Here is a 26,904-nt window from a genome sequence, read left to right on the forward strand (position 1 = left end):
TCCCCGGCCCGGGTCCTGCCTCCTCGCCCGGCTCGGGCGGGTCAGCCCCAGAAGCCGAAGCTGTACAGCAGGCCGTTGGTGGCCGCGATGGCGGCCAGGGCGAGCACCGACCCGGTGACGAAGGACGTCCGCAGCGACCGGACCAGGTACTCCGCGCTGATCAGGTTGTTGAACAGGAAGTACCCGAGCATGGTCGCGTGCCAGAACGCGTCCATGCTCAGCGGCTCGAAGAGGTAGGGCGCGCCCGTCCAGACGTCGGTCTCGGTGGTGAACCACGACCACGCCAGCGCCGCGCCGTAGCCGACCGGGATCTGCACGAGCGGCAGCACCAGCAGCGGCAGGAGCTTGACGAACCCCCACACCCCCGGTTGGTTGGCGGTGCGCGCCTCGGTCTGGGCCCGCTGGGCGGCGTGCCGTTCGGCGCGCACCCGCTCGCGGTGGGCCTCCTCGGCCTCCCTCCGGCGGCGCGCCTCCTGCTGCTGCCGCTGGTGGTCCTCGTACTGGCGGCGCTGCTCCCGCTGCTGGTACTCGGCCTGCTGCCGGTGCAGCTCCTGCTGGCGCCGACTCTCCTGCTCGGCGCGCTCGCGCTCGCGCTGGGCCCGCTCGTGGGCCTGCTGGAGCTGACGGGCGTCGGTGCCGGGGCGGTGGCCGCCGTACAGGTCGGCGTAGGGGTCGTCGTCTCCCGCCCCGCCCCGTCCGCGCGCGGGCGCGGCGGGCTGGTCGTATCGGGCGGTGGGCGGCTGGGCGTGCGCGTCTTGTCGGTACTGGGCGGTCGGCGGGCTCGCGGGCGGCACGGCTGAGGGAAGGTGCTGGGTGGGCTGGTAGCCCTGCTGTCCGTACACGGCCGTGGCGTCCCCGCCCCCGGACGCCGCGGGCGGAGCGATCCGGGTGGCCTGGTCGTCGCCGAACGCGCCCGTGGCGGCGCCGGCCGCCGCTCCCGCCGCGCCGCCCGCGAGCGCCGCGCCGCCCGCGCCCAGCACCTCGGTGCGCTGGTGGCCTCCGGTGGCCCCGGCCTGGCCCGCGCCGCCGGGCGCGGCCAGGGCCTGGTTCACGGCGCCGACGCGTTCGCGGACCCGCGCCGACACGGCCGGGGGCAGCCAGGTCGATCCGGCGTGCACGTCGCCGAGGTGGTCGAGGATCTCGCCGGGTCCGGGCCGACCGGCCGGGTCCTTGGACAGGCAGGCGGCGACCAGGTGGCGCAGCGGTTCGGGGACCGCCGACAGGTCGGGCTCGGCGCTGATGATCCGCATGACCATCGTCGGCATGCTGCCCTCGCCGAAGGGTCCGGTTCCGGTGGCGGCGAAGGCCAGGACCGCGCCGTAGGCGAACAGGTCGCTGGCGGGCGTCAGCGGCTTGCCCTCCACCTGTTCGGGGCTCATGAAGCCCGGGGTGCCGATCACCGACTGGGTGGCGGCGGTGCCGTCGGTGGCGCGCGCGATGCCGAAGTCGATGACCCGGGGGCCGTCCTCGGCCAGCAGCACGTTGCCGGGCTTGAGGTCGCGGTGGATGAGGCCGACCCGGTGGATCTCGGCGAGCGCCTCGGCCAGACCGGCGGCCAGCACGCGGACGCTGGCCTCGGGCAGCGGCCCGTGGTCGCGGACGGCCTCGTCCAACGGCAGGGAGGGGACGTAGGAGGTGACCAGCCAGGGCACCTCGTCCTCGGGGCCCGCGTCGATGACGGGGGCGGTGAAGGCTCCGCTGACCTGCCGGGCGGCCGTGACCTCGCGGGCGAAACGCTGGCGGAAGGAGTCGTCGGCGGCCATGTGGGGGTGGATGCGCTTGATCGCGACGGCCCGGCCGCCGGCGGAGCGGCCCAGGTAGACCTGCCCCATGCCGCCGGCGCCCAGGCGGCTGATCAACCGGTAGCGACCGATGCGCTCCGGGTCGTTGCTGTCCAAGGCACCCAACGTCCTCAACCTCCGACTCTGCCGCTCGCGGAAGGCCCCAGTCTAGGGCGTGTGCCGCGAAGTCCGGGGACGGATGCGGCCCGGGTCGGGAACCGGACACGGCCGCAGGTTTCGGTCAGTGCTGGTGCGGCAACGACCGAGGGGGCGGTGGAGTTCCCCCGCGTCCGCGTTCGGCCATTTTCCGGAGGTGGATGAGCGAGGCGGCCGGGCGCGCCTAGTGTCGAGTACGTCACGAGAGGAAACCACCCCCATGCGCAAGCTCGACTCCCTCCGTTTCGACGCCCGTGTGCGCGCCCTCACCGCCCTGTCGTGGACGGCCGCGCAGACCGGCGACCACTTCAGTCGTCTCCTGCACTGGCCCTGGCGGGAGAACCCGTACCCCACCTACGCCCGGCTGCGTGCCGGCGGCCCGTTCGCCACCAGCCGTCTGGGCGTTCGCGTCGCGCACGCGCACGCGACCGTGGCGCACGTCCTGACCGACCGGGCCTTCGGCGTCCAGGCCCCGCAGGGGTTCGTGCCGAAGGAGGAGTACGACGTGATGGACCTGTCCTTCCTCCAGAGGGACCCGCCCGACCACACGCGTCTGCGGAAGATGGCGCGCCCGGCGTTCGCGCCGCGCCGCGTGGCCGGGTACCGGGCGGAGGTCGAGAAGATCGCCGAGGCGCTGCTGGACTCGGCGCTGGAGCGGCGCGACTTCGACCTCATGCGCGACTACGCCCAGCCGCTGCCGATCGCCGTCATCTCCCGGCTCCTGGGGGTCTCCGAGACCGACGACGACGCGTTCGTGCGGATCGGCACGGTGATCGGGACCGCCCTGGACGGCGCCCGGTCGGCGCGCCAGCTCCGGGAGATCCGCGCGGCCACCGAGGAGCTCGACGCGATGTTCGCGCGGATGGCGGAGGACCGGCGCGCCCACCCGCGTGAGGACGTGCTGTCGGCGCTCGTGGCCGAGCACGACGGCGGCGGGCTCTCGTCCACCGAGCTGTCCGCGATGTGCCGTCTGCTGCTGGTCGCCGGGTTCGAGACGACGGTGAACCTCGTCGGCAACGGGGTGATGGCCCTGCTGCGCCACCGGGAGCAGTGGGACCGGCTGGTCGCCGACCCCGGCGTGGCCGAGGGCGCCGTCGAGGAGATCCTGCGCTTCGACTCCCCGGTGCAGGTGACCTCGCGGTGGGCGCGGGAGGACACGGACGTCCTCGGGGAGCCGGTGGCGCGCGGGGAGCAGGTGGTGTGTCTGATCGGCTCGGCCAACCGCGACCCGGCCCGGTTCGCCGACCCCGACCGGTTCGACGTCACCCGGTCCGACGCGGCCGACCACCTGTCCTTCTCCAGCGGGGTCCACTACTGCCTGGGCGCGCCGCTGGCCCGCCTGGAGGGTCAGGTCGCCCTGCGCGCGCTCGCCGCACGGGCGCCCGGTCTCAGACCCACCGCCGTGCCCACCCGGCGGCCGACGCTGTCGGTGCGGGCGCTGTCGGCCTTTCCCGTCACGACCGGTTCGCGGTAGCCGTGCGCGGGGGCACGGGGGGCGGGGCCGCCGGCCGGCGGTTCCCGTCCCGAGGAGGCGCGGTGGCGCTGGCGGCGGTCGCGGGCTGTTCGGTGGTGCTCGTGGTGGCGGCGGCCCTGGCCGTGGCGCTGCCCGAGGACGAGGGGCCGGGGGGCGAGGTCCCGGGCCTGGCGGCGGAGCACGGTGTGGGCCTGGGTGTGGCCGTGGCGGTCGAACCGCTGCTGTGGGACGGCGACTACCGGGACGTGGTCACCGCCAACTACACGTCGGTGACCGCGGAGAACACGATGAAGTGGGACTCCGTGCAGCCCGAACGGGGCGAGTTCGACTGGAGCGGCCCGGACGCGGTGATGGACTTCGCCGAGCGGGGCGGCCTCGACGTGCGGGGCCACACGCTGCTGTGGCACAACCAGCAGCCCGCGTGGCTGGCTCAGGGGTCGTTCGGCCCGCAGGAACTGCGCGCGATCATGCGCGAGCACGTCGGGGAGCTGGTGGGGCGGTACGAGGGTCGGATCGCGGCCTGGGACGTGGTCAACGAGCCGTTCGTGGACGAGGGCACGGAGCTTCGGGAGAACCTCTGGTACGGGGTCCTGGGCCCGGACTACGTCGCCGAGGCGCTGTGGGCCGCGCACGAGGCGGACCCCGGGGCGCGGCTGTACGTCAACGAGTTCGGGATCGAGGGCGGCGGCCCCAAGGCCGACGCCCTGTACGCGTTGGCCGAGGACCTGGTGGAGCGGGGGGTGCCGCTGCACGGGATCGGTTTCCAGGGCCACTTCGTGCACGGCCAGGTGCCCGAGAACCTGGCCGAGACCATGCGGCGGTTCACGGACCTGGGGCTGGAGGTGGCCGTCACGGAGCTGGACGTGCGCGTGCCCGAGCCGGCCACCGACGCCCAGTTGGCCGACCAGGCCGCGGAGTACCGCCGCGTGGTCGAGGCCTGCCTGGACGTGGCCGGATGCGTGGGGGTGACGGTGTGGGGGGTCACCGACGCCCATTCGTGGATCCCCGAGTGGTTCCCCGGGTACACGGCGGCGACCCCGTTCGACGGGGACTACCGGCCCAAGCCCGCCCTGGAGGGGATCGTCGAGGCGCTGTCCCGCCGTCCGGCGCCCGTCCCCTCCTAGCCGAACGTGCGGGGGACCAGGTACTCGGGGACGACCACGCGCGAGCGGGGGGAGACGCGGCGGACCAGGGCGGTGAAGTCCGCGACGCTCATGCCCGATCCCGTGCCGTCCACGGGCGGGTTGGTCAGCGGACGCTCGAAGTGGTCCCAGTGGACCGGGACCACCGTGCGGGGGCGGTCGAGGGCCTCCAGCAGGCGCGGCACGTACTCGTGGGTGCTGGAGGTGGAGGGCATCGCGACCGTGGCCACGTCCGGGGCCAGACCGCGGAGCGCCCGGGCGTCGAAGTCGCTGGCGCCCATGAAGAAGACCGAGGGGCCCGAGGCGGGGGTGAGCTGGAAGGCGAGGGTGTCGCCCTCGGGCAGGTCGGCGATGGTGGCCGGGGTGTCCGGGACGCCGACGCGGATGCCGGGGAAGAGGATCGAGTGGCGGCCGTTGCGGCTGTGCAGAGAGCGGACCACCTCCACCACGTCGCCGTCGAAGTCGAGCACCTCCCCGCCGCGCACCGGGGACAGCTGTGCGGCGGGCACGCCCATCGCCTGGGCGACGTGGTGGGTGGTGAGGGTGCCCAGGACGCGGGCGCCGGTGGTGGTGGCGATGTGCGGGACGTCGGAGAAGTGGTCCCAGTGGGTGTGGGTGACCAGGATGAGCCCGTCCCCGCCGATGTCGGCGGTGTGCTCGTCCACGGTGGCGGCGTCGACCGTGAGCGGGGTGGCGGGGTCGAAGTCGCGGCCCTCCTGGAAGATGCCGGTCTCGAAGCGGGTGAGGTAGGGGTCGACCAGGATCGTGCGCTCGGGAAGGTCGACGCGCCATCCGCTGGTGCCGAGCCAGCGCAGGGTCGGGCCCCGGCCGGAGCCCGACGCGGGGCGGGCGGTCGCCGTGGCGGTCGCGTGGGCGGAGCCCTGGGCGGCGAGCAGGGGCGCCAGTGTGCCGCCCGCGACGGTACCGCGCAGGAATCCGCGTCGTCCGATCGTCATGTCAGTGTCCTCGTCTCTGGCCGGGGCTGTCGAACGGCGCACATTCGAGCACGGGCCCGGAGCGGGCGTCCAATAACCGGGAGCCGCCCGGCGATAGGCGTCCGCTTATCGGCCCAGGTCAGTCGGTCCGGGTGCGCAGGCGGTCGACCGCCTCGCGCGCGGCCCGGCCGAGCGCCAGGTCGGTCTCCAGGGGCGGGAGGTCGGGGTCGGTGACGGTGGCGGACACGGCCACCGCGTAGCGCCGTCCGTCGGGGTACTCGACCACGCCCGCCTCCTGGCGCAGGCCGGGCAGGGTGCCGGACTTGGCGCTGACGCGGACGGAGGGCGGGAAGCCCGAGGCGATGCGGGCGCGGACGAGTTGGCGGGCCATGAGGGCGCGGACGAAGGCGCAGGCGTCGGGCGGGGCCGCGCGGTCGGTCCAGATCAGGCTCAGCAGGCGGGTGAGGTCGCGGAGGGTGGCGGAGGTGGCGCGGGCGGGGTCGTAGGCGCGTGGTGCGCGCAGGGAGTCGGGGTCGTCGGCCAGGAGGGTGTGCAGGAGGCTGCGGGGACCGCCGGTGAAGCGGGTGCGGGTGAGTCCGAGTTCGTCGGCCAGCAGCTGGACGGGTTCGACGCCGACGCGGTCGACGATGAGGTCGGCGGCGGTGTTGTCGCTGATGGTCATGGCCAGGGCGGCGCAGTCGCGCAGGGAGAGCTCGACGTCGTCGGCGAAGTCGGCGGTGCCGGTTCCGCCGAGGCGGTGCTCGCGGCGGGCGACGACGCGTTCGGCGGGGTCGAGGCGGCCGGTGGCGGCCTGGCGGGCGAACTCCAGGACGATGAGGATCTTGGCGACCGAGGCGAGGACGACGGGCTCGTCGGCCCGGTGCTCCGCCTCGGCGGCGCCGTCGATCTCCCGGGCGTGCAGGCGGGGTGTGTCGGTGGTGGTCACCGGCTCACGGTAGTGGGGCGGGGCATCGGTGCGGATAGGGTCGCGTGCGTGGATCTTGGACGTCATCTGCGGTACTTCCTGGTGGTCGCGCGGGAGGGGCATTTCGGGGACGCGGCCGTGGAGCTGGGGATCGCGCAGCCCGCGCTCAGCCAGTCGGTGCGGCGGCTGGAGGCGGAGCTGGGGGTGGCCCTGTTCGACCGGTCGCACCGCCGGGTGCGGTTGACCCCGGCGGGGCGGCTGCTGGTCGACCAGGCGCGTGAGGTGGTCGCCGGTGAGGCGCGGCTGCGGGAGACGATGCGGCGGGTGCGCGACGGGCGGGTCGCGACGCTGCGCGTGGGCGTGCCGCCGGGGACGTCGGCCGTGGCGCTGCGCGGGCTGCTGGACGGGATGGCCGCCCAGGCACCGGATCTGACCGTGGACGTGGGGGCGATGACCGGTGCCGAGCTGGTGCGGGCGCTGGGTGAGGGATCGGTGGACACGGGCCTGGTGACGGCCCCCTTCGACGGGTCGGGTCTGGTGAGCGAGCCGGTGCACCGGGTGGAGGTGGGTGTGGTGGTGCCGCGCGGGGCCGCGCTCGCGGGCGCGGCGCGGGTGGACGTGGCGGACCTGGCCGGGGCGGAGCTGGTGACGGCCCCGCGCGCCGAGGCCCCCGAGTGGTTCGAGCGGGTGTTGGCGGTGTGCCGGGAGCACGGGTGGGTGCCGCCGAGGGTGCACGAGGTCGAGGGCGCGGAGCTGCGGTGGGGGCTGGTGTTGGCGGGCCGGGGTGTGGCGTTGGCGGCGGAGTCGGCGGCGCGGGAGCCGCGCCTGGCCTGGCGTCCCCTGGTGGGGTCGCCGCTGCACCAGCGCACGGAGGCGGTCCGGCCCGCGCGGGGCGCCCATCCGGCGGCGTCGGTGTTCGCGGAGGTGGCGGCGCGGGTGATGGCCGAGTCCGCCGGGCCGGTCGGTGGGCCGGGACCGATCGGCGGGGCGGCGGGGGCGCGCCCGTGGTCGCTGGTCTACGGGGGCGACCCGGTCACGCTGCCGGGTTGGGCCGGGAGCGCGGACGATCCGGTGTCGCGGTACCGGGCTCCGGCCGCGGGCGGCGGGATCGCGCGGCCCGCGGGGCACGGGGTCCCGGGACCTCTCCCTTCCGGGGAGTGAGAGGTCCCGGGGCCGTGGGCGGCCGAAGCGCCGGGGCTACTCCTCCAGGCCCCTGCGGATCTGCGCGGCGATGCCGGGGTCGGTGATCGCGGCGTCGTCGGTCAGCAGGAGCGCCTTGGACAGGATCACCGAGAGGCGTCCGCCGCCGTCCTCGAAGGGGAGGAAGACCGCCGACTGGTCCCTGCCGGAGGCGACCACGCACAGGTAGGCGTCGTCGGGTTCCATGAGGATGTTCGCGCTGCCCAGGTGGATGCGGTAGGTCCGCAGGTCGCCGCGCACCCGCAGGAAGCGGTCGCCGAGCTCCCAGCGGTCGGCGCCGCGCAGTTTGGGCAGGAGTCTGAGCAGGGCCTCACGGCGTACCACGGCGTTCTCGCTGAGTTCGCCGAAGGCGTTGCGCCGCCAGTAGGACCGGTGCGCCTCCCCGTCCCATTCGGGGTCGGCGGCGATCGAGGTCACCCCTACCGCCAGGTCCAGGTCGCGCATCGCCTCCGAGAGCACCAGCGCGGGAACCTCGGTCAGCGCGGCCGGTCCCCGTCCTCCGACGCGGTGGAAGCGGACCCGGCCGGTGCCGCACGTGCGCCCGCGGACGGGTTCCTCCGTTTCGAGCAGCCGCAGGTCCCAGGTGACGTGCCACGCGGTGCCCGTCTCCCGGTCGGTGTGGGTGCGCTCGGCGGCGCCCTCGTCGCAGCCGTCCCACCCGGACAGGGCGTCCTGTGACCATCCCCGCGTGGTGAGCAGTGCCCTGGCCTGTGCGTACTTGAGGACGTGCGCGGCGAACCGCAGGGAGTGGTCCCCCGTGGTCTCCTCCGCCGGGGTGAGCAGGTAGATCTCCCGGTAGGCCTGTTTGACGGGTTGGGCGATCTCCCGGTCGGTCAGGTGGTCGCGCCACCGGCGCACGGTCCGCGGTACGTGCCGGACGGGGTGCCACAGCCGCACCCGCGCGGTGTCGGGCAGGTCCCGGGTGTGGGCGACGGTGCGCCCGTCGTGGTCGGTCAGCCGCCAGTGAGCGCCGTCGGCCTCGGGCAGACCCGCGTCCCAGGTCCGTCCGGCGTCTGTGCTGACCTCCCAGATCAGCCGTCTGGCCAGGGTCCCGATGACCGGGTGCTCCAGGTAGTACCGGGTCCACGGTCCGGCCTCCCAGGGCCGCCCCTCGGCCAGGTGCGCCTCCAGCCTGGCCCGCTCGGTGGTCACGGTCTGCCGCAGCTCCTTGAGCTCGGCCCGCAGTTCCTTGACCCTGTCGGGGTGGGACTCCCGCAGGGGTTTGGGCGGGGAGGCCACGGGCCTGCCCTTGGCGGACACGAATCCGAGCGCGGCGGCGCCGTCCGCCGCCAACGTCAGGGTGACGGGGTGCTCGCCCACGAGTTCCGTGCGTGTGCCGTCCCGGTCCAGGCCGAAGGCGGGGACGGTCCGCTCCAGCAGTTCCTCGTTGGTGATGCCCAGTCGGTCGGCGATCTCCGACAGCGCGGTGTCGATGGTCCTGCTCAGGGTCTTCTTCCTGACCTTGGTGCGGACCCGTCCCAGGGCGGCGACGGCCTGGTCGTCGCCGCGCGCGGCCATGATCCGCACGGCCGCCGAGGCCATCCGCTCCGATCGCAGCTGTTTGGAGGTGCCCGGCCCCGTCCCGGTGAACAGGGCCAGGGGCTCCAGCACGGGTACCGCCCAGGGGGTCGACTCCTCTCCCAGGATCTCGACGCACCACACCATGCCGGTCAGGATGTCGTGGGCGTTGCGCTGGAAGTGGGATTCCCCGCCCCAGCCGGTCGCCTGGGGGACCGTGGGGACCGCCTCCAGGACGCGGCGGACCGCCTCCGCAGCGTCCGGCATCGCGGCCAGACGTTCCTCGGCGGCGCGGCGCCAGACCCTGGTCGGGCGCCTGCCCGGCGGGACCAGGCAGTGGACGAACAGGTCGGCCAGACCCGGATCGGCGAACAGGTCCGGGTGACCGGTCCGGAGCAGGTCTCCGAAGCGGTCGCCCTCGACGAACAGGTCCTCCAGCGACCGGGTGTCGCCCAGGCGCAGCAGGAGCCGCAGCGTGCGCACATGACACTCCGCCATCTCCGAATGCTCGCACTCCCGCTGCTGCCGGGCCCTCTCCTCGCGCAGCTGGGCGCACAGCTCGCGCAGTCGGCCCAGGCACTGCTCCGCCACCGCCTCGTCGGCCCTCTCGCAGGCCTCGACCGGAACGTCCGGGTCCACCAGGCCGAGCAGGACCGTGTCCAGGAGCAGCTCCAGCGCGGGGCCGTTCCAGGGGGTGCGCAGCAGCAGGTGGTGGGCGGTGCGCGCGTACAGGGCGCGCGCCTGGTACGCGTCCGTGTGCCCGGCGCCGCGCGGGAGGTCCCTCTCGGAGACCAGCAGACTCCACACGATCAGGCGGCGGCCCAGGTCCGGGAACAGCCGGTCGACGACCGTCCGGGGGCCGTGGTCCTCGGGCAGGGGGGAGTCGTGGTAGCCGCCGTAGAGGGCTTCGGCGTTCTGGCGCACCGTCTCGTCGAGGTCGCGCACCGCCTCGTCGAGCCCGGGTGCGTGCAGTCGGACGAGGATCTCCTCGGCCTTCTCGGGCAACGCGTGCTCGCGGATCATCCGGGCCGCCCAGTCACCGGTCCGCGCCGGGGCGCCGCCGTCGACGGTGTCCATGCTCACCCACCCACCAGCGGGACGAGCTTGATGAACACGATCTCCGGGTCGGCCGTGAGGTCGACCGTGTCGTCCAGCGACTCCGCCTGGTGGTCGCCCACGATCACCACGAACCCCTGGCGGGAGAAGGCCTCCAGTGCCCGGTCGGCCTGCTTCTCCCAGTCGATCCGGGGCCGCGTTGCGCGGGCCGCCCGCCGGTTCAGCTCCTGCTCCTGCCTGGTCGGTGTGACCAGCCCCCGCCAGGGCGGCGTCGGGTCGGCGTTGTGGCGGGCGACCTCCTCACGCACCCGCAGTCGGATCAGCTCCCGGACGGTGATCCGGTCCGGCAGGTCGGGCAGTTCGAAGGCGGCCAGACGCTCGCCCATGGGGCTCTGGTCCCGAAACGTCGCTCGTGGCATGGGGGTCCTCGATGATGGGGGTTCTCCGATGGGGGTCGGGCCACCCTAGCGACCGGTGGTGACCGAACACGATTCCCCGTTCGCCCGGGCCCGGGCGAACGGCGGTGGCACGCTGTAGGCTCGGCGGGAGACCGCGACGACGATCCCGAGGTGTTCGGTATGCCCTAGGCGCGTGCTCCGCCGCGCTCCTTCGTCCAGGAAGCCCGTTCCACGACGAAGGAGACGACCGACATGAACGAGACCACACCGCCCGTCCCCGTGCCCGCGGCGCTCGCCGAGAGCACCACCCAGATCTTCGGGCCGGAGTGGGCGGCCGCCCTGCCGGGGTTGACCGCGCGCCAGTGCGACCGGTGGGGGCTGCGCCCCGACGGCCCGGCCATGCACGGCGTGGTGGGGCTCGCCCTGCCCGTCCGGTGCGCCGACGGGTCCCCGGCCGTGCTCAAGGTGCAGCCGGTGGACGAGGAGACCGAGGGCGAGCCGGTCGCGCTGCGCGCCTGGGCCGGTGACGGCGCCGTCCGGCTGCTCGACCACGACCCGGTCACCGGGGCGATGCTGTTGGAGGCCCTGGACCCCTCCCGCTCGCTGCTGGGGGTGGGCCTCACCGAGGCGCTGACCGTCATCGGGACGCTGCTGGCGCGGTTGACCGCCCACCCCGCCCCGGCGGGTCTGCCCGGCCTGGGTCCGGTGACCCTGGATCTGGCCGAACGCGCGGACCGGCTGACGGTCGCCCGTTCGGGCGACCGTCGCACGCTGCTGGCCGATCTGGCCGCTCGGGCCCGGGAGGCGGCGACCGAGCCGGGTGACCGGCTCCTGCACTGGGACCTGCACTACGAGAACGTGCTGGCGCCGAGGCCCGGATCGGATCGGGGGGCGTGGTTGGCGATCGACCCCAAGCCCCTGGCGGGCGACCCGGGGTTCGAGCTGATGCCCGCCCTGCACGACCGGTGGGAGGAGGCGGTGGCCACCGGTGACGTCCGCCGCGAGACGCGTCGCCGGTTCGACCTGCTGACCGACGTGGCGGGCCTGGACCGCGCCCGCGCCCGGATGTGGACCCTGGTGCGGGTGCTCCAGCAGTGCGTCTGGTGGGTGGAGGACGACGAGGAGGGGCTGCCGGAGGTTCCGGTCGTGATCGCCGACGCCCTGAGCCGGTAGCGGTCGCCCCCTCGCGCGGCGGTCACCGCGTCAGCCGGCCGGTTCGGCCACGGTGATGTCCAGGGCGGCCAGGATCGCTCCGGCCTGCGCGGGGCCGATGGTGGCCCCGCGCAGGTATCCGGCCTGGTCCAGGGTGAGCTCCCCCAGGTCCGCCCCGCGCAGGTCGGCCCCGGCGAGCCGCACGCCCACGAGGTTGGCCCCGCGCAGCCGGGACTCGACCCACACCGTCTGGCGCAGGTCGGCGCCGGCGAGGTCGGCCTCGTCCAGGCGCAGCCCCTCCAGGGTCTGGCCGCGCAGGTCGAGGCCCTTGCAGCGGGCGAGCATCAGATTGCAGTGCGCGAAGGCGTAGCCGACGCCGCGCAGGGGGGCGAGCCCGGCGCCGGTCATCCGACAGCCGGTGAACACCGTGTCGGTGAGCAGGGCGCCCTGCCAGCGGGTGTTGGCCAGGTCCATCTTCTCGAAGCGGGCGTCGGGGCCGTCCACGTGGGCGAACGAGGCTCCGGCGGCGCTGCCGCCGGTGAGGCGCGCCCCGTCCAGGAGCGCGCGGTCCAGGCGGGCGCCGTCGAGTCGGCAGTCGGTGAGGACGGCGTCGACGAGGTCGGCGTCGCGCAGGTCGGCTTCGGTGAGGTCGCAGCGGACGAACGTCCGCGCGTCGGGCAGGGCGTGCCGGTCGATCCCGGACAGGTCGGCGTCGACGATGGCGGAGTGGGCGGGTTCGGTACTCATCGCGCGGACCCTAGCGGCCGGCGGTGACAGAACCCGCCCCGACGCGCTCAGTCGCGCAGCTTCAGGGCCAGGAACAGGTCGACGCGGTGCTCCAGGCTGCTCAGATCGCGTCCGGTGAGCTCCTCGACCCGGCCGATCCGGTAGCGCAGGGTGTTGACGTGCACGTGCATGGCCGCGGCGCAGCGCTGCCAGGAGCCGGAGTGCTCCAGGAACTGTTCCAGGGTGGAGACGAGTTCGGAGCGGTGGTCGCGGTCGTAGGCCAGGAGCGGGCCCAGCAGGCGTTCGCGGTAGGAGGACTGCACCTCCTCGGGGACCGAGGCGAGCAGGAGCTCGTGGGAGTCGATCTCCGCGCCCGCGATCACCCTGGACCGTCCGCCGCGCAGCTCGGCCAGGCGGCGGGCGTGGCGGGCCTCCACGGCCGCGCCGCGCAGTTCGGACACGCCGTGGGCGGCCGAGCTGAGGCCGATCGCGATCCGGTAGTCGAGCAGACCGCCCTCCAGGACGCGGGCCCTGCGCACGAGGCGGGCGCGGATCTCCTCGCCGCCGCGGCGGGCGTCGACCCCGTCGGGCGCCGGGACGACGGCCAGGGAGTCGGTGTCGCCGGTGACGACGGCGCCGGGCCAGTCGGCGACGAGTTCGGTCAGCACGCGCCTGGTGAGGTCGGGGACGCGGGGTTCGGGCATCATGACCGCCCTGACCACGACGCGGCCGCGTACGGCGAAGTCCTCCTCGTGGCCGAGTCCGCTCATGAGGGCGGCGGCCTCGTCGAAGCGCTGGGCGGCCAGGAGCCGGGGCAGGCCCTCCAGGTGGCGGGCGTCGGTCAGGGCGCGCTCCTCGATGCGGCTGCGCGCCAGGACGGCGACGGAGACCAGTTCGGCGACCGACTCGTGCTCCTCCTCGGTCCAGGCGGCCTGGTCGCCCGCGCACACGAGCAGCCAGGTGGCCAGCGGGTGGGACTCCTTGGTCTGCACCGGCAGGACGGTGACCACGGTGCCGTCGCCGCCCGGCAGGCGCACGGTGCGGGGGAAGGTCGGCCAGGTGAGCGCCTTGGCGGCGAGCCACTCGCCGGCGTCCGGCGACAGCGGTGTGCCGGAGGAGGCGACGCGGCGCCCGGTGGAGGAGATCACCCAGGCGGTGATCCCGGCCTGGGTGGCGGCCCCAGCGAAGGCCTCGGCGAAGTCGGCTCCCGCGGCGACCTCGGCCATGACGCGGCGGTGCCGGTCGCGGGTCTCGGAGATGGTGGTGAACCGGTGCTGGGTCAGGGCCCGCAGGACCTCCTCGGTGACCGCGCCGAAGGACGTCTCGGAGGGCACCTCGACGAGGGGGATGTCGTGGGCGCGGCAGGCCTCGACCAGGTCGGGCGGGATGTCGCCCAGGGCCGTGCCCGCGCCGAGGGCGACCGCCCCGGCGCTGGCGATCGAGGACACGAAGGTCTCGGAGTCCTCTGGGCGGGTACGCCACATCATGCCGGTGAGTATGAACTCTCCACCGCGCAGGTACCGGGCGGGTTCGAGCAGATCGGTGGTGTAGAACCACCGCACGGTGCGGTGGGCGTGCTCGGCTCCGGTCAGGAACCGCAGGTGCAGTCTCTTGACGGCGAGCAGCTCACTGATCTGCATGAACGATCCTCTGTTGCTTGTGGGGCGGCTGGTCCCAGTGGACGGTACGTGATCTTCCTGCTCAGTGGCGCCGTCTGGCGGCCACTGGAGGGATGCGCGGTGTTCGCGCAGACGTTACTTGTAGGAAGATCCCAACGATAGTGGCCCGTTTCACTGACGGTTCATGTCTTTACGTGCTAGTAGGGCGCCTCGCGTCGGTGGTGTACTTCACATCACTACCGGATTACCCAGGAGTTGTGCACACCTTCCGACGTCCAACCAACTCCGTGGCGAGCAACGAGGACAAGTATGGAATTCCTGAGTCCCTCCACACTGGAGGAGGCGCTCGAGGCCAAGAGCGCCCATCCTGACGGGGTGCCCATCATGGGCGGCACCGACGTCATGGTGGAACTCAACTTCGACAAGCACCGCCCCGAGGCCCTGATCGACCTGGCCCGGATCCCCGAGCTGGCCGAGTGGGGTCCCGACGGCGAGTTCACCCGCCTCGGGGCGGGCGTGCCCTACACCCGGATCATCGAGGACCTGCAGAAGCGGGCCCCGGGCCTGGCCAAGGCCTCCCGGACGGTCGCCTCCCCGCAGATCCGCAACCGGGGCACGGTCGGCGGCAACCTCGGGGGCGCCTCCCCCGCCGGTGACGCGCACCCGCCGCTGCTCGCCACCGACGCCGTGATCGAACTCGCGTCGGTGCGCGGTCGGCGCAGGGTCGCCGCCCGCGACTTCTACCTGTCGTTCCGTACGACCGCTCTGCGGTCCGACGAGCTGATCACCGCGATCCTGCTGCCCGAGCCCAAGGGGCCGCAGCAGTTCCTCAAGATCGGCACCCGCAACGCGATGGTGATCTCGGTCGCGGGCTTCTCCCTGTCCCTGGACGCGGAGAACCGGACGGTGGGCACGGGCCTGGGCTCGGTCGGCCCGACCCCGATGCGCTCCGAGGCGGCGGAGGAGTTCCTGGCCGCCGAGTTCGACTGGGAGAACGCGTCGGTGCCGTCGGAGGCCACCGTGCGCCGCTTCGGCGAGCTCGTCGCCGCGGCCGCCCGCCCCATCGACGACCAGCGGGGCAGCGCCGACTACCGCAAGCACGCGATGTCGGTGATGGCGCGCCGCGCGCTGAGCTGGTCGGTCACCGAATACCGGAAGGGAGCCACGCGATGCGCGTGAACCTCAACGTCAACGGCGAGGACATGACCGCCGAGAACGTCTGGCCGGGCGAGAGCCTGCTGTACGTGCTTCGCGAGCGGCTGGGCCTCCCCGGCAGCAAGAACGCCTGCGAGCAGGGCGAGTGCGGTTCCTGCACGGTCTACTTCGACGGTGTCACGGCGTGTTCGTGCATGATCGCCGCCGGGCAGGCCGAGGGCCGCGAGATCCGGACCGTCGAGGGCCTGGCCGAGGAGTCGGGCAAGGGTTCGGACAAGAAGCTCGGCACGGTCCAGGACGCGTTCGTCGAGGCGGGCGCCGTCCAGTGCGGTTTCTGCACGCCGGGTCTGCTGGTGCAGACCGACGACCTGCTGGAGCGCACGGTGGGCGCGGGCGGGCCCGCCCCGAACGACGCCGAGATCCGCGAGGCGCTCGCGGGCAACCTGTGCCGCTGCACGGGGTACGAGAAGATCATCGACGCGGTGCACCTGGCCGCCGAGCGTCGGGCGGCCTCCGGGAGCAACGCATGAGTCGCACGATCGTCATCGAGGGCGCCCACGTCGTCACGGTGGACGGCGCGGAGTACGCCGGCGGCCACATCGTGGTCACCGACGGCCGCGTCAGCGCGGTCGGCGCGGGCCCGGCCCCCGAGGTCGCGGGAGCGGAGCGGATCGACGGCCGCGGGTGCCTGGCCACCCCGGGCCTGGTCAACACGCACAACCACCTGTACCAGTGGGCCACGCAGGGGCTGTTCGCCGACGGCACGCTCTTCGAGTGGCTGGTGGGTTCCTACGAGATCTGGCACCGTCTGGACGCCGAGGTGGTGTCGGGAACGACGAGCGCCGGTATGGCCCACCTGGCGCTGTCCGGGTGCACGACCGCCTCGGACCACCACTACATCTACCCCTCGGGCCGCGGTGACATCGTGGCCGCCGAGGTGGAGGCCGCCCGCGAGGTGGGCATCCGCCTGGACCTGGCCCGCGGGTCGATGGACCGCGGACACAGCGCGGGCGGGCTGCCGCCGGACAGCGTCGTGGAGACCACCGACGGCGCCCTGGAGGGCACCGCGGCCGCGATCGACGCCCACCACGACGCCTCGCCCGAGTCGATGACCCGCGTGGCCGCGGCTCCGTGCTCGCCGTTCTCGGTGAGCCGGGAGCTGATGGTCGGCGCCGCCGAACTGGCCCGCTCCAAGGGCGTGCGCCTGCACACCCACCTCGCCGAGACCCTCGACGAGGAGGAGAAGTGCCAGGCCGAGTTCGGGTGCACCCCCGTGGAGTACGCGGAGAAGCTCGGCTGGCTCGGTGAGGACGTGTGGTTCGCCCACGCGGTGCACCTGTCCGACGCCGCGATCGCCCGCATCGCCGCCACCGGCACCGGCATCGCGCACTGCCCGACCTCCAACGCCCGTCTGGGCGCGGGGATCTGCCGGGTGACCGAACTGCTGGAGGCGGGGGCCCGGGTGGGCCTGGGCGTGGACGGCCCGGCCTCCAGCGAGCTCACCGGCCTGGCCGGTGAGATGCACCAGGCGCTGCTCATGGCCCGTGCCCGCAAGGGCCCGCAGGCGCTGAGCGCGCGCCAGGCGCTGGAGATGGCGACCCTGGGCGGCGCCCGTGTCCTGGGCCGCGACGCCGAGCTCGGTTCGATCACCGTGGGCAAGGTCGCCGACATCGCCCTGTGGCGGGTGGACGGCTTCGGCCACGACGTGATCGACGACCCGGTGGTGGCCGCGGTCTTCGGCCCCACCCCTCCCCTGGAGCGGCTCCTCGTCGGCGGGAACACCGTCGTCGACCGCGGCCAGCTCCGCACCCTGTCCGCCGACACCGCGGCCGCGCGTGGCCGCGCCGCGCACCGCGCCCTGGTTCAGGAGGCGAACCTCTAGATGGCGACGACGAGCACCCGGACGGTCACGGACCTGTCCAGCACCACCAAGGACGGGCTGAGCTCCAGCCCGCGCCGCCCCGACGGCACCCTGAAGGTCACCGGGGAGTTCGCCTACTCCTCGGACATGTGGATGGAGGACATGCTGTGGGGGATGACCCTGCGCAGCCCCCACCCGCACGCGAGGATCCTGGGCATCGACATCACCGAGGCCCTCAAGGTCCCCGGCGTGGAGGCCGTGCTCACGCACGAGGACGTCCCCGGCGCCAAGCGCTACGGGCTGGAGTACCAGGACCAGCCGGTGCTGGCCTTCGGCAAGGTGCGCTACAAGGGTGAGCCCGTGGCCCTCGTGGCCGCCGACCACCCGGAGACCGCGCGCCGCGCCCTGGAGCGGATCACGGTCGACTACGAGGTCCTGCCCCCGGTCAGCGACTCGCGGCGGGCCGCCCTGGACCCCGAGTACCCGCTGGTACACGAGGAGGGCACCCTCAAGATCCACGAGGAGTACCACCAGTCCGGCAACCGGGTCCGCTACCAGCCCATCCGCACCGGCGGGTTCCGGGACGCGGCCGGGAGCCAGGAGCGGGAGCGGGATGTCCTCCAGACCCTGCGCGCCCAGGCCGACGCGGTCGTGGAGACCGAGTACGAGGTCGGCATGCAGGACCAGGCGTTCCTGGGGCCCGAGTCCGGCCTGGCCGTCCCCGAGGAGGACGGCGGCGTCCACCTCTACGTCGCCACCCAGTGGCTGCACAGCGACCTCAAGCAGATCGTGCCCTGCCTGGGCCTGCCCGAGGACAAGGTGCGGATGACCATGGCGGGGGTCGGCGGGGCCTTCGGCGGCCGCGAGGACCTGTCGATGCAGATCCACGGCGCCCTGCTCGCCCTGCGCACCGGCAAGCCGGTCAAGATCGTGTACAACCGCGAGGAGTCCTTCTACGGCCACGTGCACCGGCACCCGGCCAAGATGCGGTTCGAGCACGGCGCCAAGGCCGACGGCACGCTGCTGTACGCCACGCTGGAGATCATCGTGGACGGCGGCGCCTACGCCTCGGCGACCCCCGCCGTGGTGGGTGTGGCCTCCTCGCTGGGCATCGGCCCCTACGAGGTGCCGAACGTCCTCGTGGACGCCTACGGGGTGTACACCACCAACCCGCCGTGCGGCGCGATGCGCGGTTTCGGCGCGGTCCAGGCGTGCTTCGGCTACGAGTCGCAGATGGACAAGCTCGCGGAGAAGCTGGGCCTGCACCCGGTGGACCTGCGGATCAAGAACGCCATGTCGGAGGGCTCGCGGATCATCACGGGCCAGGAGATCGACATGCCGCTCCCGATGGCCGAGATGCTCCAGCGCGCCCGCGACCTGCCGATGCCCGTCGACCGCGCCGAGCTGCCCGACCCCTCCGACCTGCGCACCCTCCCGGGCGGCGTGGCCGGGACCACGCACGGCGAGGGCGTCGTGCGCGGTGTGGGCTACGGCGTGGGCCTGAAGAACCTGTGCTTCTCGGAGGGCTTCGACGACTACTCCACGGCGCGCGCCCGGCTGGAGATCGTGGCCGGTGAGCCGGTGGTGCTGGTGCACACGGCGGCGGCCGAGGTCGGCCAGGGCCTGGTCACCGTCAAGGGCCAGATCGCCCGGACCGAGCTGGGTGTGGAGAGGGTGGTCATCAACCCGTCCGACACCCAGGTGGGTTCGGCCGGTTCCTCCTCCGCCTCCCGCCAGTCGTACATGACCGGTGGCGCGGTGAAGATGGCCTGCGAGGCGGTGCGCGAGTCGGTGTTCGCGATCGCCCGCGAGCGCGGTGTGGTCCCGGTCGACCGCCACGACGCGGACCTGTCCCTGGTGGGCGGCAAGCTGGTCTCGGCCACCGACGGTGTGCTGACCTCGCTGGCCGACCTGCTCGGCGACTCCGCCAGCGGCGGCACGGTCGTGGAGGAGACCCGGGTCCACCACCACCGTCCGACCGAGATGCTCGACCCGGTCCTGGGTCAGGGCGCCTCCCACACCCAGTTCGGCATGTGCGTGCACCGCGCCGTGGTGGACGTGGACGTGGAGCTCGGCCTGGTCAAGGTGGTGGCCCTGGACGCGGTGCAGGACGTCGGCAAGGTGCTGCACCCGCAGCAGCTGGCCGGTCAGATCCAGGGCGCCTCGGCCCAGGGTCTGGGTCTGGCGCTGATGGAGGAGATCCAGGTCAAGGACAGCGTGATCCGGAACCCCTCGTTCACGGACTACCTGATCCCGACCATCCTGGACACTCCGCCGATGCGGATCGACGTCCTGGAGCACCCCGACCCGAACGCCCCGTACGGGCTGCGCGGCGCGGGTGAGCCGCCGACCCTGTCCTCGACTCCGGCGATCGTGGCCGCGGTCCGCGACGCCACCGGCCGTCCGCTCACGCACGCGCCGGTGCGTCCGGAGGACATCGTCGGCATCGACCTCTGACGGGGGCGGCGGGCCTCGGCCCGTCGCCCGGGGCGTGGTCGGTGGACGCTCGTGTTCGCCGACCACGCCCAGCCCCCCCCAGAACCGCCCGCCCCGGATCCGCCGGCGCCCTCGGCACCGGGGCGGGTGCCAGGCAGGACAGCGTCGTCCTCCACCACCCATTGATTGGCTACTCCGTGTAGCAATCCCCCCACGCATGGTGTTTTCCATGCTCATCTCCCTCCAGGAGGGGACATGACACAAATCGACGACACCGGTCAGCGCCCCGAGGCGCAGGCCGTACCGGCTCGATCCTGGCTCGACCGTTTCTTCTTCATCGGTGAGCGCGGTTCCACCGTCGGACAGGAGGTCCGCGGCGGGCTCACCACCTTCATGGCGATGGCCTACATCATCGTCCTGAACCCGATCATCCTCAGCGGCGTGGAGGACGCCGCCGGCAACACCCTGGACGCGGCGCAGCTGACCACGATGACGGCGCTGTCCGCGGGTCTGGTCACCATCATGATGGGCGTGGTGGGCCGCGCCCCGATCGCCTGTGCCGCGGCGCTGGGCGTCAGCGCCGTGGTCGCCTACGTGGCCGCGCCCGTCATGACCTGGTCCGAGGTCATGGGCCTGGTGGTCTGGCAGGGGATCGTCATCATCCTGATGGTGGTCACCGGCGTGCGGACCGCGGTGATGAACGCGCTGCCGCACAACCTCAAGATCGCCATCGGTGTCGGCATCGGCATGTTCGTCTGCCTCATCGGGCTCAAGAACGCGGGCTTCGTCAGCGCGGGCGGCGCGCTGCTGACGCTCGGCGGCCCCGAGACCGGCGGCCACCTCAACGGCTGGCCGATCCTGGTCTTCGTGGCGGGCCTGGTCCTGTCCGCCGTACTCCTGGCCCGCAACGTCACGGGCGCGATCTTCTACGGGATCGTCGGCGCCACCCTGCTGGGCATCGCCTTCCACTACGTGTTCGGCCTCGACGCCTCCGCCTGGGGCGGGGCGGGCTGGGGCGGCTCCAGCCCCGAACTGCCCGGCAACCCGGTGGCGCTGCCCGACTTCGGTCTGCTCTTCCAGGTGGACATGTTCGGCGCCTGGTCGTCGGCCGGGCCGACCACGGCCGGTGTCATCCTCTTCACCATGGTGCTGGCCGGGTTCTTCGACGCGCTCGGCACCATCCTGGCGATCGGCGCCAAGGCCAACATCTCCGACTCCACCGGGCAGATGCCCCGGGTCAACCAGATCCTGGTCACCGACGGGTCCGGCGCCGTGGTCGGTGGTCTGACCAGCTCCTCGGCGACCCTGGTGTTCGTCGAGTCCACGGCCGGTGTGAGCGAGGGCGCGCGGTCCGGTCTGGCGAGCGTGGTCACGGGGTTCCTGTTCCTGAGCGCGATCTTCTTCGCCCCGGTGTTCGCGATCGTGCCGACGCAGGCGGCCTCGGTGGCGATGGTCCTGGTCGGCGTCATGATGATGATGCACATCAGGGACATCGACTGGAGCGACATCTCGATCGCGATCCCCGCGTTCCTGACCATCGCGATGATGCCGTTCGCCTTCGACATCGCGACCGGCATCGGGATCGGCATCATCGCCTACACCGTGGTCCGCTCCGCCCAGGGCAAGTACAAGGAGGTCCACTGGCTGATGTGGGTCCTCTCGGCGGTGTTCGCGTTCCACTTCGCGCTCCACGCCCTCGGCCTGGAGTAGCACCCCCTCTCCCCGCCGCCTCGGGCCGCCGCACACCCCTGGGTGCGCGGCGGCCCGACGCCCGTGTTCGGGCGACACGCGCGGACACCGCCCCGGCCGACGGGAAAAAGTGACAGTACTGCAACCTCCGGGTAAGGATCCGCCGCGCTCCACCCGACGTCACAGAGGTGGACGAGGCCGCGATCCGGCGGCTCCCCCACCCTCGGACAGGCGCGCACCATGACCACTCCGCTCGGCCCTTCCGACCCCGAACGCATCGGACCCTACACACTCGCCGCCCGCATCGACGGCGGCGGCCAGGGCATGGTCTACCTGGGGCACGCCCCGGACGGCACGCCCGCCGCCGTCAAGGTCCTGACCCCGACCTGGGGCGACGACACACACCAGCGGGCGCGGTTCGCCCAGGAGCTCGCTGCGGCCCGCCGCGTGGCGCCCTTCTGCACCGCCGCCGTCCTGGACGCCGACATGGACGGGCCCCTGCCCTACATCGCCAGCGAGTACGTGCCCGGCCCGACCCTGCGCACGGCGGTGCTCGACGGGGGGCCGCGCGAGGGCCCGGCGCTGGACCGACTGGCGATCGCCACGGTCACCGCGCTCACGGCCGTGCACGAGGCCGGGGTGGTGCACCGCGACGTCAAGCCGGGCAACGTCATCCTCGGCCCGGACGGGCCCCGGCTGATCGACTTCGGCATCGCACGCCTGGACGACGCCACCCGGCACACCACGGGCGTGGTGGGCACGCCCGCGTACATGTCCCCCGAACAGGTCCGGGGACAGACGGTGGGACCGGCCAGCGACGTGTTCTCCTGGGCGGCCGTCATGGCCTTCGCGGCGACCGGACGGCACGCCTTCCCCGGCGAGACCACGATGGAGGTGGTCGACCGGGTGCTGCGCGACGAGCCCGACCTGGACGGGGTCCCCGACCGGCTGCTCCCCGTCCTGGGGCGGTGCCTGGGCAAGGACCCCGCGGCGCGCCCCAGGGCGGTGGACGTGCTGAACACCCTGCTCGGGACGGGGCCGACCACCGCGCCCCTGGCCGCCACGGCCGTCCTGGAGCAGGCCGCCACGTTGGTGGACGAGGGGACCGCGGTCATCCGACCGGTGCTCCCGCCCACGGACGTGCTGACGGGCGTCGCGTGGGCCGCCACGGCGGCGGACGGCGCCACGGCGCCGGAGGGCGCGTCCACCCGCGACCGGTCCACGGCCGCCCCGGTCGGCGTGCCGGTGGGCGGGGGGACCGGCCCGATCGACGGCGCGGAACCGCGGGCGGGGGCGCCGGACCCCTGGCCCGGCCGTCGCGTCGCCGGCGGTCGGCGCCGCAGGCACGGGGCGCGCGGAGGGGCCCTGACACGGGCCGCCGCCACCGTGGTCCTGGCCATGCTCGGGGTCCTGCTGCTGGTGGCCTACCGCCAGGGCGCCCTCCCCGAGATCGTGCCCATCGGATCCACCCCCTCCGCCCCGCCGGCCGAGGCCCCGGCGTCCGGCGGGGAGGACCCGGCCGGAGAGGTGAGCCAGGTCGAGGACCCCGTCGACGCGTCCGTGGACGATCCCGTGGACGAGGGCGCGGGGGACCCGGCCGAGGGCACGGACTGCGCCGCCGACCCCCACGCGCCCGGCTGCCCCGGGGAGGAGCCCTGCGGGACCGACGGCTGTCCCGGGGAGGGCGGGGGCGCCGACGAGCCCGACGACGGCGCGACCGACGACGGCGGCGGCGACCCCGACGGAGGGGACGGGACCGGCGACGAGCCGAGCGGGGAGCCCGGCGACGGCACCGGTGACGACCCCGGTGGCGAGGAGCCCGGGGACGGCGGGGGCGGTGAGCCCACCGTGCCGCCGCTCGACGAGCCGGTGTTCGAGCCGGTCTGGCCCGTGCCCGGCGGCTGACCGGCCGGGTTCCGGTGGGGACGGCGCGGGTCGGCCCGAGGGGTCGGCGCGCGCCGTCCATGCCTTTGACAGGGGTGCGCCCCCAACTTAAGTTGTCAGTGACAACTTTACGTTTCGACCAGGGACGGCCACATGGACCTGGAAGTCAACGGCTCACCCGCCCCGGCCCCGGACACGCCGGGCGCGACGGCCGCCGAGCACATCCGCGACCGGCTCGGGCTGACCGGCACCAAGATCGCGTGCGGCGACGGGGTGTGCGGGGCCTGCACCGTACTGCTCGACGGCTCCCCCACCGTCTCCTGTCTCCTGCCCGCCGACGCCCTGCCCGGGCGCTCCGTGACCACGGTGGAGGGCCTGGGCGGCGCCCACCCCGTCCAACGCGCCTTCGCCGCCCACGACGGCCTCCAGTGCGGCTACTGCACGCCCGGGTTCGTCGTGGAGGCCGCCGCGTTCACCGACGCCTGGCGCGCCGAGCACGGCGACACCCGCCCCGACCGCGACACCATCGCCGACGCCCTGGCCGGCCACCTGTGCCGCTGCGGCGCCTACGAGGGCGTCTTCGCCGCCGTGGCCGCCGCCTGCGCCGGGGAGTTCGACTCCGAACCCGACCAGGACCCGCCGCGCGCCGACGCCCACGACAAGATCACCGGCCGCGCCCGGTTCAGCGCGGACTTCGCCCCCGAGGGCTGTTGGGAGGGGGTGATCGTGCGCTCGACCGTCCCGCACGCCCGGATCCGCTCCGTCGACCCGGGCGGCGCACGCGCCCGCGGCGGGTCCCGCCAGGCCTCCCGACCCCAGGAGGACGGCACGCCCGTCCTCACCGACCTGCTGGCCGAGGACCGCACCGTCCGCTACGTGGGCCAGCCGATCGCCGCCGTGGCCGCGCCCACCGCCGCCCAGGCCCGGGCCGCCGCCGAGGCCGTCCGGATCGACTACGACCCCCTGCCCGCCGTCCTGGACACCGAGGCGGCGCGGGCCCCGGGCGCGCCCGTGCTCTACCCGAGCCGCGCGGAACAGAAGGCGGTTCCCTCGTACGGCGAGGCCCCCGGCCCCTCCGCGCCCTGGCGGGGCAACGTCCGGGGCCCCGGCGTGGTGAGCTGGCGCGGCGCCACGGCCGCCCGTCGACTGCGCGCCGCGGCCGAGGCCGACGACCCCCGGCTGGTCGCCCAGGAGTACAGCACCGCGACCCAGCTGCACACCCCGTTGGAACCGCACGTGTGCGTGGCCGCCTGGGGCGCGGACGGCGACCTGACGCTGTACGTGTCCACCCAGACCGTGAGCCGGACCGCCGACAAGGCCGCCGAGCGCTGGAGACTGCCCCGCGACCGGGTGCACGTGGTCACCGAGTACGTCGGCGGCGGGTTCGGGGCCAAGGCCGCCATGTCGCCCGAGATCGTGTCCGCGGTCGAGCTGTCCCGGCTGGCCCACGCCCCGGTGCGGGTCGTCCTCGACCGGTCCGAGGAGCTGACGGACGCCGGGCACCGCCCCGGCACCCGCACCCGCGTGGCCCTGCTCGCCGACGAGAACGGTGATCTGGCGGCGATGAGCGTGGACTCCCACGGCGACGGCGGCGTGTCGGTGGGCTCCAGCACGGCCACGCTCGCCGCGCTGATGTACGGTCGCACGCCGCGCCGCGTCCGGGACTTCGACGTGGTGACCAACCGTCCCCCGGGCGCGCCGTTCCGGGGGCCGGGCGGACCGCCGATGAGCTTCGCCCTGGAGCAGGCGGTGGACACGATGGCGCGGCGCCTGGGCGAGGACCCGCTGTCCCTGCGGCGGCGCTGGGACGGCAACCCCAAGCGCGCCGCCCTGTACGACGTGGTCTCCGGGCATCCGCTGTGGCGTGACCGTCCGCGCGGGAGGCGGACCGGTCGGTTCCGCCGGGGCGTGGGCATGGCCGCGAGCAACTGGATCTACCTCCTCGGGCCGCGGGCGCGGGTGGAGCTGTCGGTCGAGGACGGCGCGGTGGTGGTCCGCTCGGCCACGCAGGACATCGGCACGGGCATCCGCACGGTCCTGCGCGACGTGGTGGCCGACCGGCTGGGCGTGCCCGCCGCGGACCTGCGGGTGGAGATCGGGCACAGCGCGTCGGTGCACGGCACGGGCTCCTTCGGCGGTCGGACCACCACCTCGATGGGTCCGGCCGCCGCCGAGGCCGCCGACCGCCTGCGCGAGGGGCTGCGCGAGCACTCGGCCGACGTCCCCCCTGCCGGGCCCATCCCCGAGATCGCCCTCAAGGAGGCGCTCGCCGCCGCCGAGGGGCTGCGGGTGACCGGCGGGCGTTCCCTGGACCGGTGGGAGCGGATGTCCTCGCTCGTCGCCGGGGACGACCTGGCGGTCGGGCGGGGGCTGATCGGCGCGGTGCACGTCATGGAGGTGGAGGTCGACACCCTGCTGGGGCGGGTGCGGCCGACCCGCTGCTGGGCCGGGATCGCGGCCGGCCGGGTCTACTCCGAGCGGTTGGCCCGCAACCAGTGTGAGGGCGCGGTGGTGCAGGGCGTGGGCTACGCGCTGTTCGAGGAGCGGCGCGACGATCCCGCCACCGGGGTCGTGCTGACCGACAACCTGGAGGACTACCGGATCCCCGGGATGGGCGACGTGCCCGAGACCGAGGTCCACTTCCACGAGGAGGGGTTCGAGCACGTGCCCGGCGGCGGTGTGGGCCTGGGCGAGGTGTCGACGGTGGGCGTGGCGGCGGCCGTGGCCAACGCCGTGTTCGACGCCACCGGCTGGCGCCCGCGCGACCTTCCCATCCGTCCGGACCGACTGATCGAGGGGCTGCGATGACCACGACACGACCGACCGACCTGGGCGTCGCCCTGGCCGAGCTGGAGGGGAGCGGGGCCCGGCCGCGCGCGGGAGGCACCGACCTGACCGCGTGCCTGGCGCACGGGGTGCTCGCCCCGGCGCCGGTGGTGGACCTGACCGGGGTCGACGACCTGCGCGGGATCGACTGGCGCGAGGACGGGTCGGCACGGGTCGGCGCGCTGACCAGTGTGCACGACCTGTCGGCCGACGCCCGGCTGCGCGAGGCGTACCCGGCCCTGGCGCGCACGGCGGGGGCGCTGGCCACGCCGCAGGTGCGCGGAACGGCCACCCTGGGCGGCAACCTGTTGCAGCGCAACCGGTGCTGGTACCTGCGCAATCCGGCCTTCGACTGCTTCCAGACGGGCGGTGACGCCTGTCCGGCGCGGGAGGGCGACCACCTGCGCGGGGTGGTGGTGGACCAGGGACCGTGCGTGGCGCCGCACCCGTCGACGGTGGCGGTGGCCCTGGTGGCCTACGACGCCGTGGCGGAGGTCGCGGGCGAGGGGTCGCGCGAGCGGCCGGTGGCGGAGCTCTACGACGGCGCCGATCCCTTCCGCGACCACGTGCTGAGTCCGACGCAGGTGCTGGTGTCGGTGTCGCTGCCCGCGCCGGTGCCCGGTGAGCGGGCGGCCTACCTGCGGGCGACCGGGCGTTCCCGGGCCGAGTGGCCGCTGGTGGAGGTGACCGTCCGGTTGGCGTGCGCGGACGGCGGCGACGGTCCGGTGGAGACGGCGGCGGTCGCGGTCGGGGGTGTGGCGCGCACCCCGTTGCGGCTGCCGCGGGTGGAGTCCGCGCTGGTGGGCGCGGTGCCGGGGGTCGAGCCGGGCGCGGCGTTCGTCGCGGCGCTGGACGGCCTGGCCGACCTGTGCTCCCCGCTGCCCGCGACCGGGTACAAGGTCCCGCTGCTGCGCGAGACCGTCCGCGCCGGGGTCGAGCGGGCGTTGGGGTTCGCGCGGGACTGACGCGGG

Annotated in this window: 19 protein-coding genes; 12 read left to right on the forward strand and 7 right to left on the reverse strand. The window is 74.2% G+C overall.

Annotated elements, in window-relative coordinates:
- Positions 1 to 41 precede the first annotated feature (41 nt).
- Positions 42 to 1,898 carry a protein kinase gene (locus AB0I72_RS15315; protein WP_358568046.1) on the reverse strand — a complete coding sequence of 619 codons (1,857 nt, stop codon included), beginning with the start codon at positions 1,896 to 1,898 and terminating at the stop codon, positions 42 to 44.
- A gap of 259 nt (positions 1,899 to 2,157) precedes the next feature.
- Here AB0I72_RS15315 and AB0I72_RS15320 point away from each other — a divergent pair, with 259 nt between their 5' ends.
- Complete coding sequence (locus tag AB0I72_RS15320) at positions 2,158 to 3,411, forward strand: cytochrome P450 (protein ID WP_358568049.1); 1,254 nt, start codon at positions 2,158 to 2,160, stop codon at positions 3,409 to 3,411.
- 62 nt (positions 3,412 to 3,473) lie between these two features.
- Positions 3,474 to 4,535: an endo-1,4-beta-xylanase gene (locus AB0I72_RS15325; RefSeq protein WP_358568051.1), complete on the forward strand. Its 1,062-nt coding sequence runs from the start codon at positions 3,474 to 3,476 to the stop codon at positions 4,533 to 4,535.
- Here AB0I72_RS15325 and AB0I72_RS15330 read toward each other — a convergent pair.
- Both AB0I72_RS15330 and AB0I72_RS15335 read right to left on the reverse strand, forming a co-directional pair.
- Positions 4,532 to 5,509: an MBL fold metallo-hydrolase gene (locus tag AB0I72_RS15330; RefSeq protein WP_358568054.1), complete on the reverse strand. Its 978-nt coding sequence runs from the start codon at positions 5,507 to 5,509 to the stop codon at positions 4,532 to 4,534. The two genes, AB0I72_RS15325 and AB0I72_RS15330, sit on opposite strands and share 4 nt — an antisense overlap.
- A 118-nt stretch (positions 5,510 to 5,627) precedes the next feature.
- Entirely contained in the window at positions 5,628 to 6,434 is an 807-nt protein-coding gene (locus AB0I72_RS15335) for a serine hydrolase (RefSeq protein ID WP_358568057.1), read from the reverse strand.
- A 48-nt stretch (positions 6,435 to 6,482) separates the two neighbouring features.
- On the opposite strand from AB0I72_RS15335, the gene AB0I72_RS15340 reads away from it, so the two are divergent.
- Entirely contained in the window at positions 6,483 to 7,574 is a 1,092-nt protein-coding gene (locus tag AB0I72_RS15340) for a LysR family transcriptional regulator (protein ID WP_358568060.1), read from the forward strand.
- Positions 7,575 to 7,610: 36 nt separating this feature from the next.
- On the opposite strand, the gene AB0I72_RS15345 is transcribed toward AB0I72_RS15340, so the two are convergent.
- Entirely contained in the window at positions 7,611 to 10,208 is a 2,598-nt protein-coding gene (locus tag AB0I72_RS15345; RefSeq protein ID WP_358568063.1) for a DUF4132 domain-containing protein, read from the reverse strand.
- Between the two features lie 2 nt (positions 10,209 to 10,210).
- The gene (locus AB0I72_RS15350) at positions 10,211 to 10,606 is read right to left on the reverse strand and encodes a hypothetical protein (RefSeq protein WP_358568066.1); all 396 of its coding nucleotides are present in this window, start codon (positions 10,604 to 10,606) and stop codon (positions 10,211 to 10,213) included.
- 231 nt (positions 10,607 to 10,837) lie between these two features.
- Between AB0I72_RS15350 and AB0I72_RS15355 the strand changes: the two genes are divergently transcribed.
- The gene (locus AB0I72_RS15355) at positions 10,838 to 11,758 is read left to right on the forward strand and encodes an aminoglycoside phosphotransferase family protein (RefSeq protein WP_358568069.1); all 921 of its coding nucleotides are present in this window, start codon (positions 10,838 to 10,840) and stop codon (positions 11,756 to 11,758) included.
- A 30-nt stretch (positions 11,759 to 11,788) separates the two neighbouring features.
- Here the strand turns inward: AB0I72_RS15355 and AB0I72_RS15360 are convergent, their stop codons facing one another.
- Positions 11,789 to 12,484 carry a pentapeptide repeat-containing protein gene (locus tag AB0I72_RS15360; RefSeq protein ID WP_358568072.1) on the reverse strand — a complete coding sequence of 232 codons (696 nt, stop codon included), beginning with the start codon at positions 12,482 to 12,484 and terminating at the stop codon, positions 11,789 to 11,791.
- 47 nt (positions 12,485 to 12,531) lie between these two features.
- Positions 12,532 to 14,103, reverse strand: coding sequence for a PucR family transcriptional regulator ligand-binding domain-containing protein (locus AB0I72_RS15365; protein ID WP_358568075.1), 1,572 nt, complete (start codon positions 14,101 to 14,103; stop codon positions 12,532 to 12,534).
- Between the two features lie 288 nt (positions 14,104 to 14,391).
- Here AB0I72_RS15365 and AB0I72_RS15370 point away from each other — a divergent pair, with 288 nt between their 5' ends.
- The 8 genes from AB0I72_RS15370 to AB0I72_RS15405 all read left to right on the forward strand — a co-directional run bounded on the left by AB0I72_RS15370 (position 14,392) and on the right by AB0I72_RS15405 (position 26,898).
- On the forward strand, positions 14,392 to 15,261 hold the full coding sequence (locus AB0I72_RS15370) for an FAD binding domain-containing protein (protein WP_358568077.1): 870 nt from the start codon (positions 14,392 to 14,394) through the stop codon (positions 15,259 to 15,261).
- Positions 15,252 to 15,767 carry a (2Fe-2S)-binding protein gene (locus AB0I72_RS15375; RefSeq protein WP_358568080.1) on the forward strand — a complete coding sequence of 172 codons (516 nt, stop codon included), beginning with the start codon at positions 15,252 to 15,254 and terminating at the stop codon, positions 15,765 to 15,767. The genes AB0I72_RS15370 and AB0I72_RS15375 overlap by 10 nt, the downstream gene beginning before the upstream one ends.
- Positions 15,764 to 17,119: an 8-oxoguanine deaminase gene (locus tag AB0I72_RS15380; protein WP_358568083.1), complete on the forward strand. Its 1,356-nt coding sequence runs from the start codon at positions 15,764 to 15,766 to the stop codon at positions 17,117 to 17,119. Before AB0I72_RS15375 ends, AB0I72_RS15380 begins: the two co-directional genes overlap by 4 nt.
- Positions 17,120 to 19,555 (forward strand): xanthine dehydrogenase subunit D, encoded by a 2,436-nt coding sequence (gene pucD / locus AB0I72_RS15385; RefSeq protein ID WP_358568086.1) that lies wholly within the window; start codon positions 17,120 to 17,122, stop codon positions 19,553 to 19,555.
- Between the two features lie 234 nt (positions 19,556 to 19,789).
- A complete protein-coding gene (locus AB0I72_RS15390; protein ID WP_358568089.1) occupies positions 19,790 to 21,244 on the forward strand; it encodes an NCS2 family permease in 1,455 nt (484 codons plus the stop codon).
- A gap of 219 nt (positions 21,245 to 21,463) precedes the next feature.
- Positions 21,464 to 23,128: a serine/threonine-protein kinase gene (locus AB0I72_RS15395; protein ID WP_358568092.1), complete on the forward strand. Its 1,665-nt coding sequence runs from the start codon at positions 21,464 to 21,466 to the stop codon at positions 23,126 to 23,128.
- 132 nt (positions 23,129 to 23,260) lie between these two features.
- Entirely contained in the window at positions 23,261 to 25,915 is a 2,655-nt protein-coding gene (locus AB0I72_RS15400) for a molybdopterin-dependent oxidoreductase (RefSeq protein WP_358568095.1), read from the forward strand.
- Positions 25,912 to 26,898 (forward strand): FAD binding domain-containing protein, encoded by a 987-nt coding sequence (locus tag AB0I72_RS15405; RefSeq protein ID WP_358568098.1) that lies wholly within the window; start codon positions 25,912 to 25,914, stop codon positions 26,896 to 26,898. The genes AB0I72_RS15400 and AB0I72_RS15405 overlap by 4 nt, the downstream gene beginning before the upstream one ends.
- Positions 26,899 to 26,904: the final 6 nt, after the last annotated feature.

The sequence above is a fragment of the Nocardiopsis sp. NPDC049922 genome (genome assembly GCF_040660275.1).
In the GTDB taxonomy this organism is placed as follows: domain Bacteria; phylum Actinomycetota; class Actinomycetes; order Streptosporangiales; family Streptosporangiaceae; genus Nocardiopsis.

Bases quoted from the DNA above. Each gene is read 5' to 3' on its own strand.
- AB0I72_RS15320 (WP_358568049.1), top strand. From the start codon at position 2,158: ATGCGCAAGCTCGACTCCCTCCGTTTCGACGCCCGTGTGCGCGCCCTC.
- AB0I72_RS15330 (WP_358568054.1), bottom strand. From the start codon at position 5,509: ATGACGATCGGACGACGCGGATTCCTGCGCGGTACCGTCGCGGGCGGC.
- AB0I72_RS15345 (WP_358568063.1), bottom strand. From the start codon at position 10,208: ATGGACACCGTCGACGGCGGCGCCCCGGCGCGGACCGGTGACTGGGCG.
- AB0I72_RS15350 (WP_358568066.1), bottom strand. From the start codon at position 10,606: ATGCCACGAGCGACGTTTCGGGACCAGAGCCCCATGGGCGAGCGTCTG.
- AB0I72_RS15355 (WP_358568069.1), top strand. From the start codon at position 10,838: ATGAACGAGACCACACCGCCCGTCCCCGTGCCCGCGGCGCTCGCCGAG.
- AB0I72_RS15360 (WP_358568072.1), bottom strand. From the start codon at position 12,484: ATGAGTACCGAACCCGCCCACTCCGCCATCGTCGACGCCGACCTGTCC.
- AB0I72_RS15365 (WP_358568075.1), bottom strand. From the start codon at position 14,103: ATGCAGATCAGTGAGCTGCTCGCCGTCAAGAGACTGCACCTGCGGTTC.
- AB0I72_RS15370 (WP_358568077.1), top strand. From the start codon at position 14,392: ATGGAATTCCTGAGTCCCTCCACACTGGAGGAGGCGCTCGAGGCCAAG.
- AB0I72_RS15375 (WP_358568080.1), top strand. From the start codon at position 15,252: ATGCGCGTGAACCTCAACGTCAACGGCGAGGACATGACCGCCGAGAAC.
- AB0I72_RS15380 (WP_358568083.1), top strand. From the start codon at position 15,764: ATGAGTCGCACGATCGTCATCGAGGGCGCCCACGTCGTCACGGTGGAC.
- pucD (WP_358568086.1), top strand. From the start codon at position 17,120: ATGGCGACGACGAGCACCCGGACGGTCACGGACCTGTCCAGCACCACC.
- AB0I72_RS15390 (WP_358568089.1), top strand. From the start codon at position 19,790: ATGACACAAATCGACGACACCGGTCAGCGCCCCGAGGCGCAGGCCGTA.
- AB0I72_RS15395 (WP_358568092.1), top strand. From the start codon at position 21,464: ATGACCACTCCGCTCGGCCCTTCCGACCCCGAACGCATCGGACCCTAC.
- AB0I72_RS15400 (WP_358568095.1), top strand. From the start codon at position 23,261: ATGGACCTGGAAGTCAACGGCTCACCCGCCCCGGCCCCGGACACGCCG.
- AB0I72_RS15405 (WP_358568098.1), top strand. From the start codon at position 25,912: ATGACCACGACACGACCGACCGACCTGGGCGTCGCCCTGGCCGAGCTG.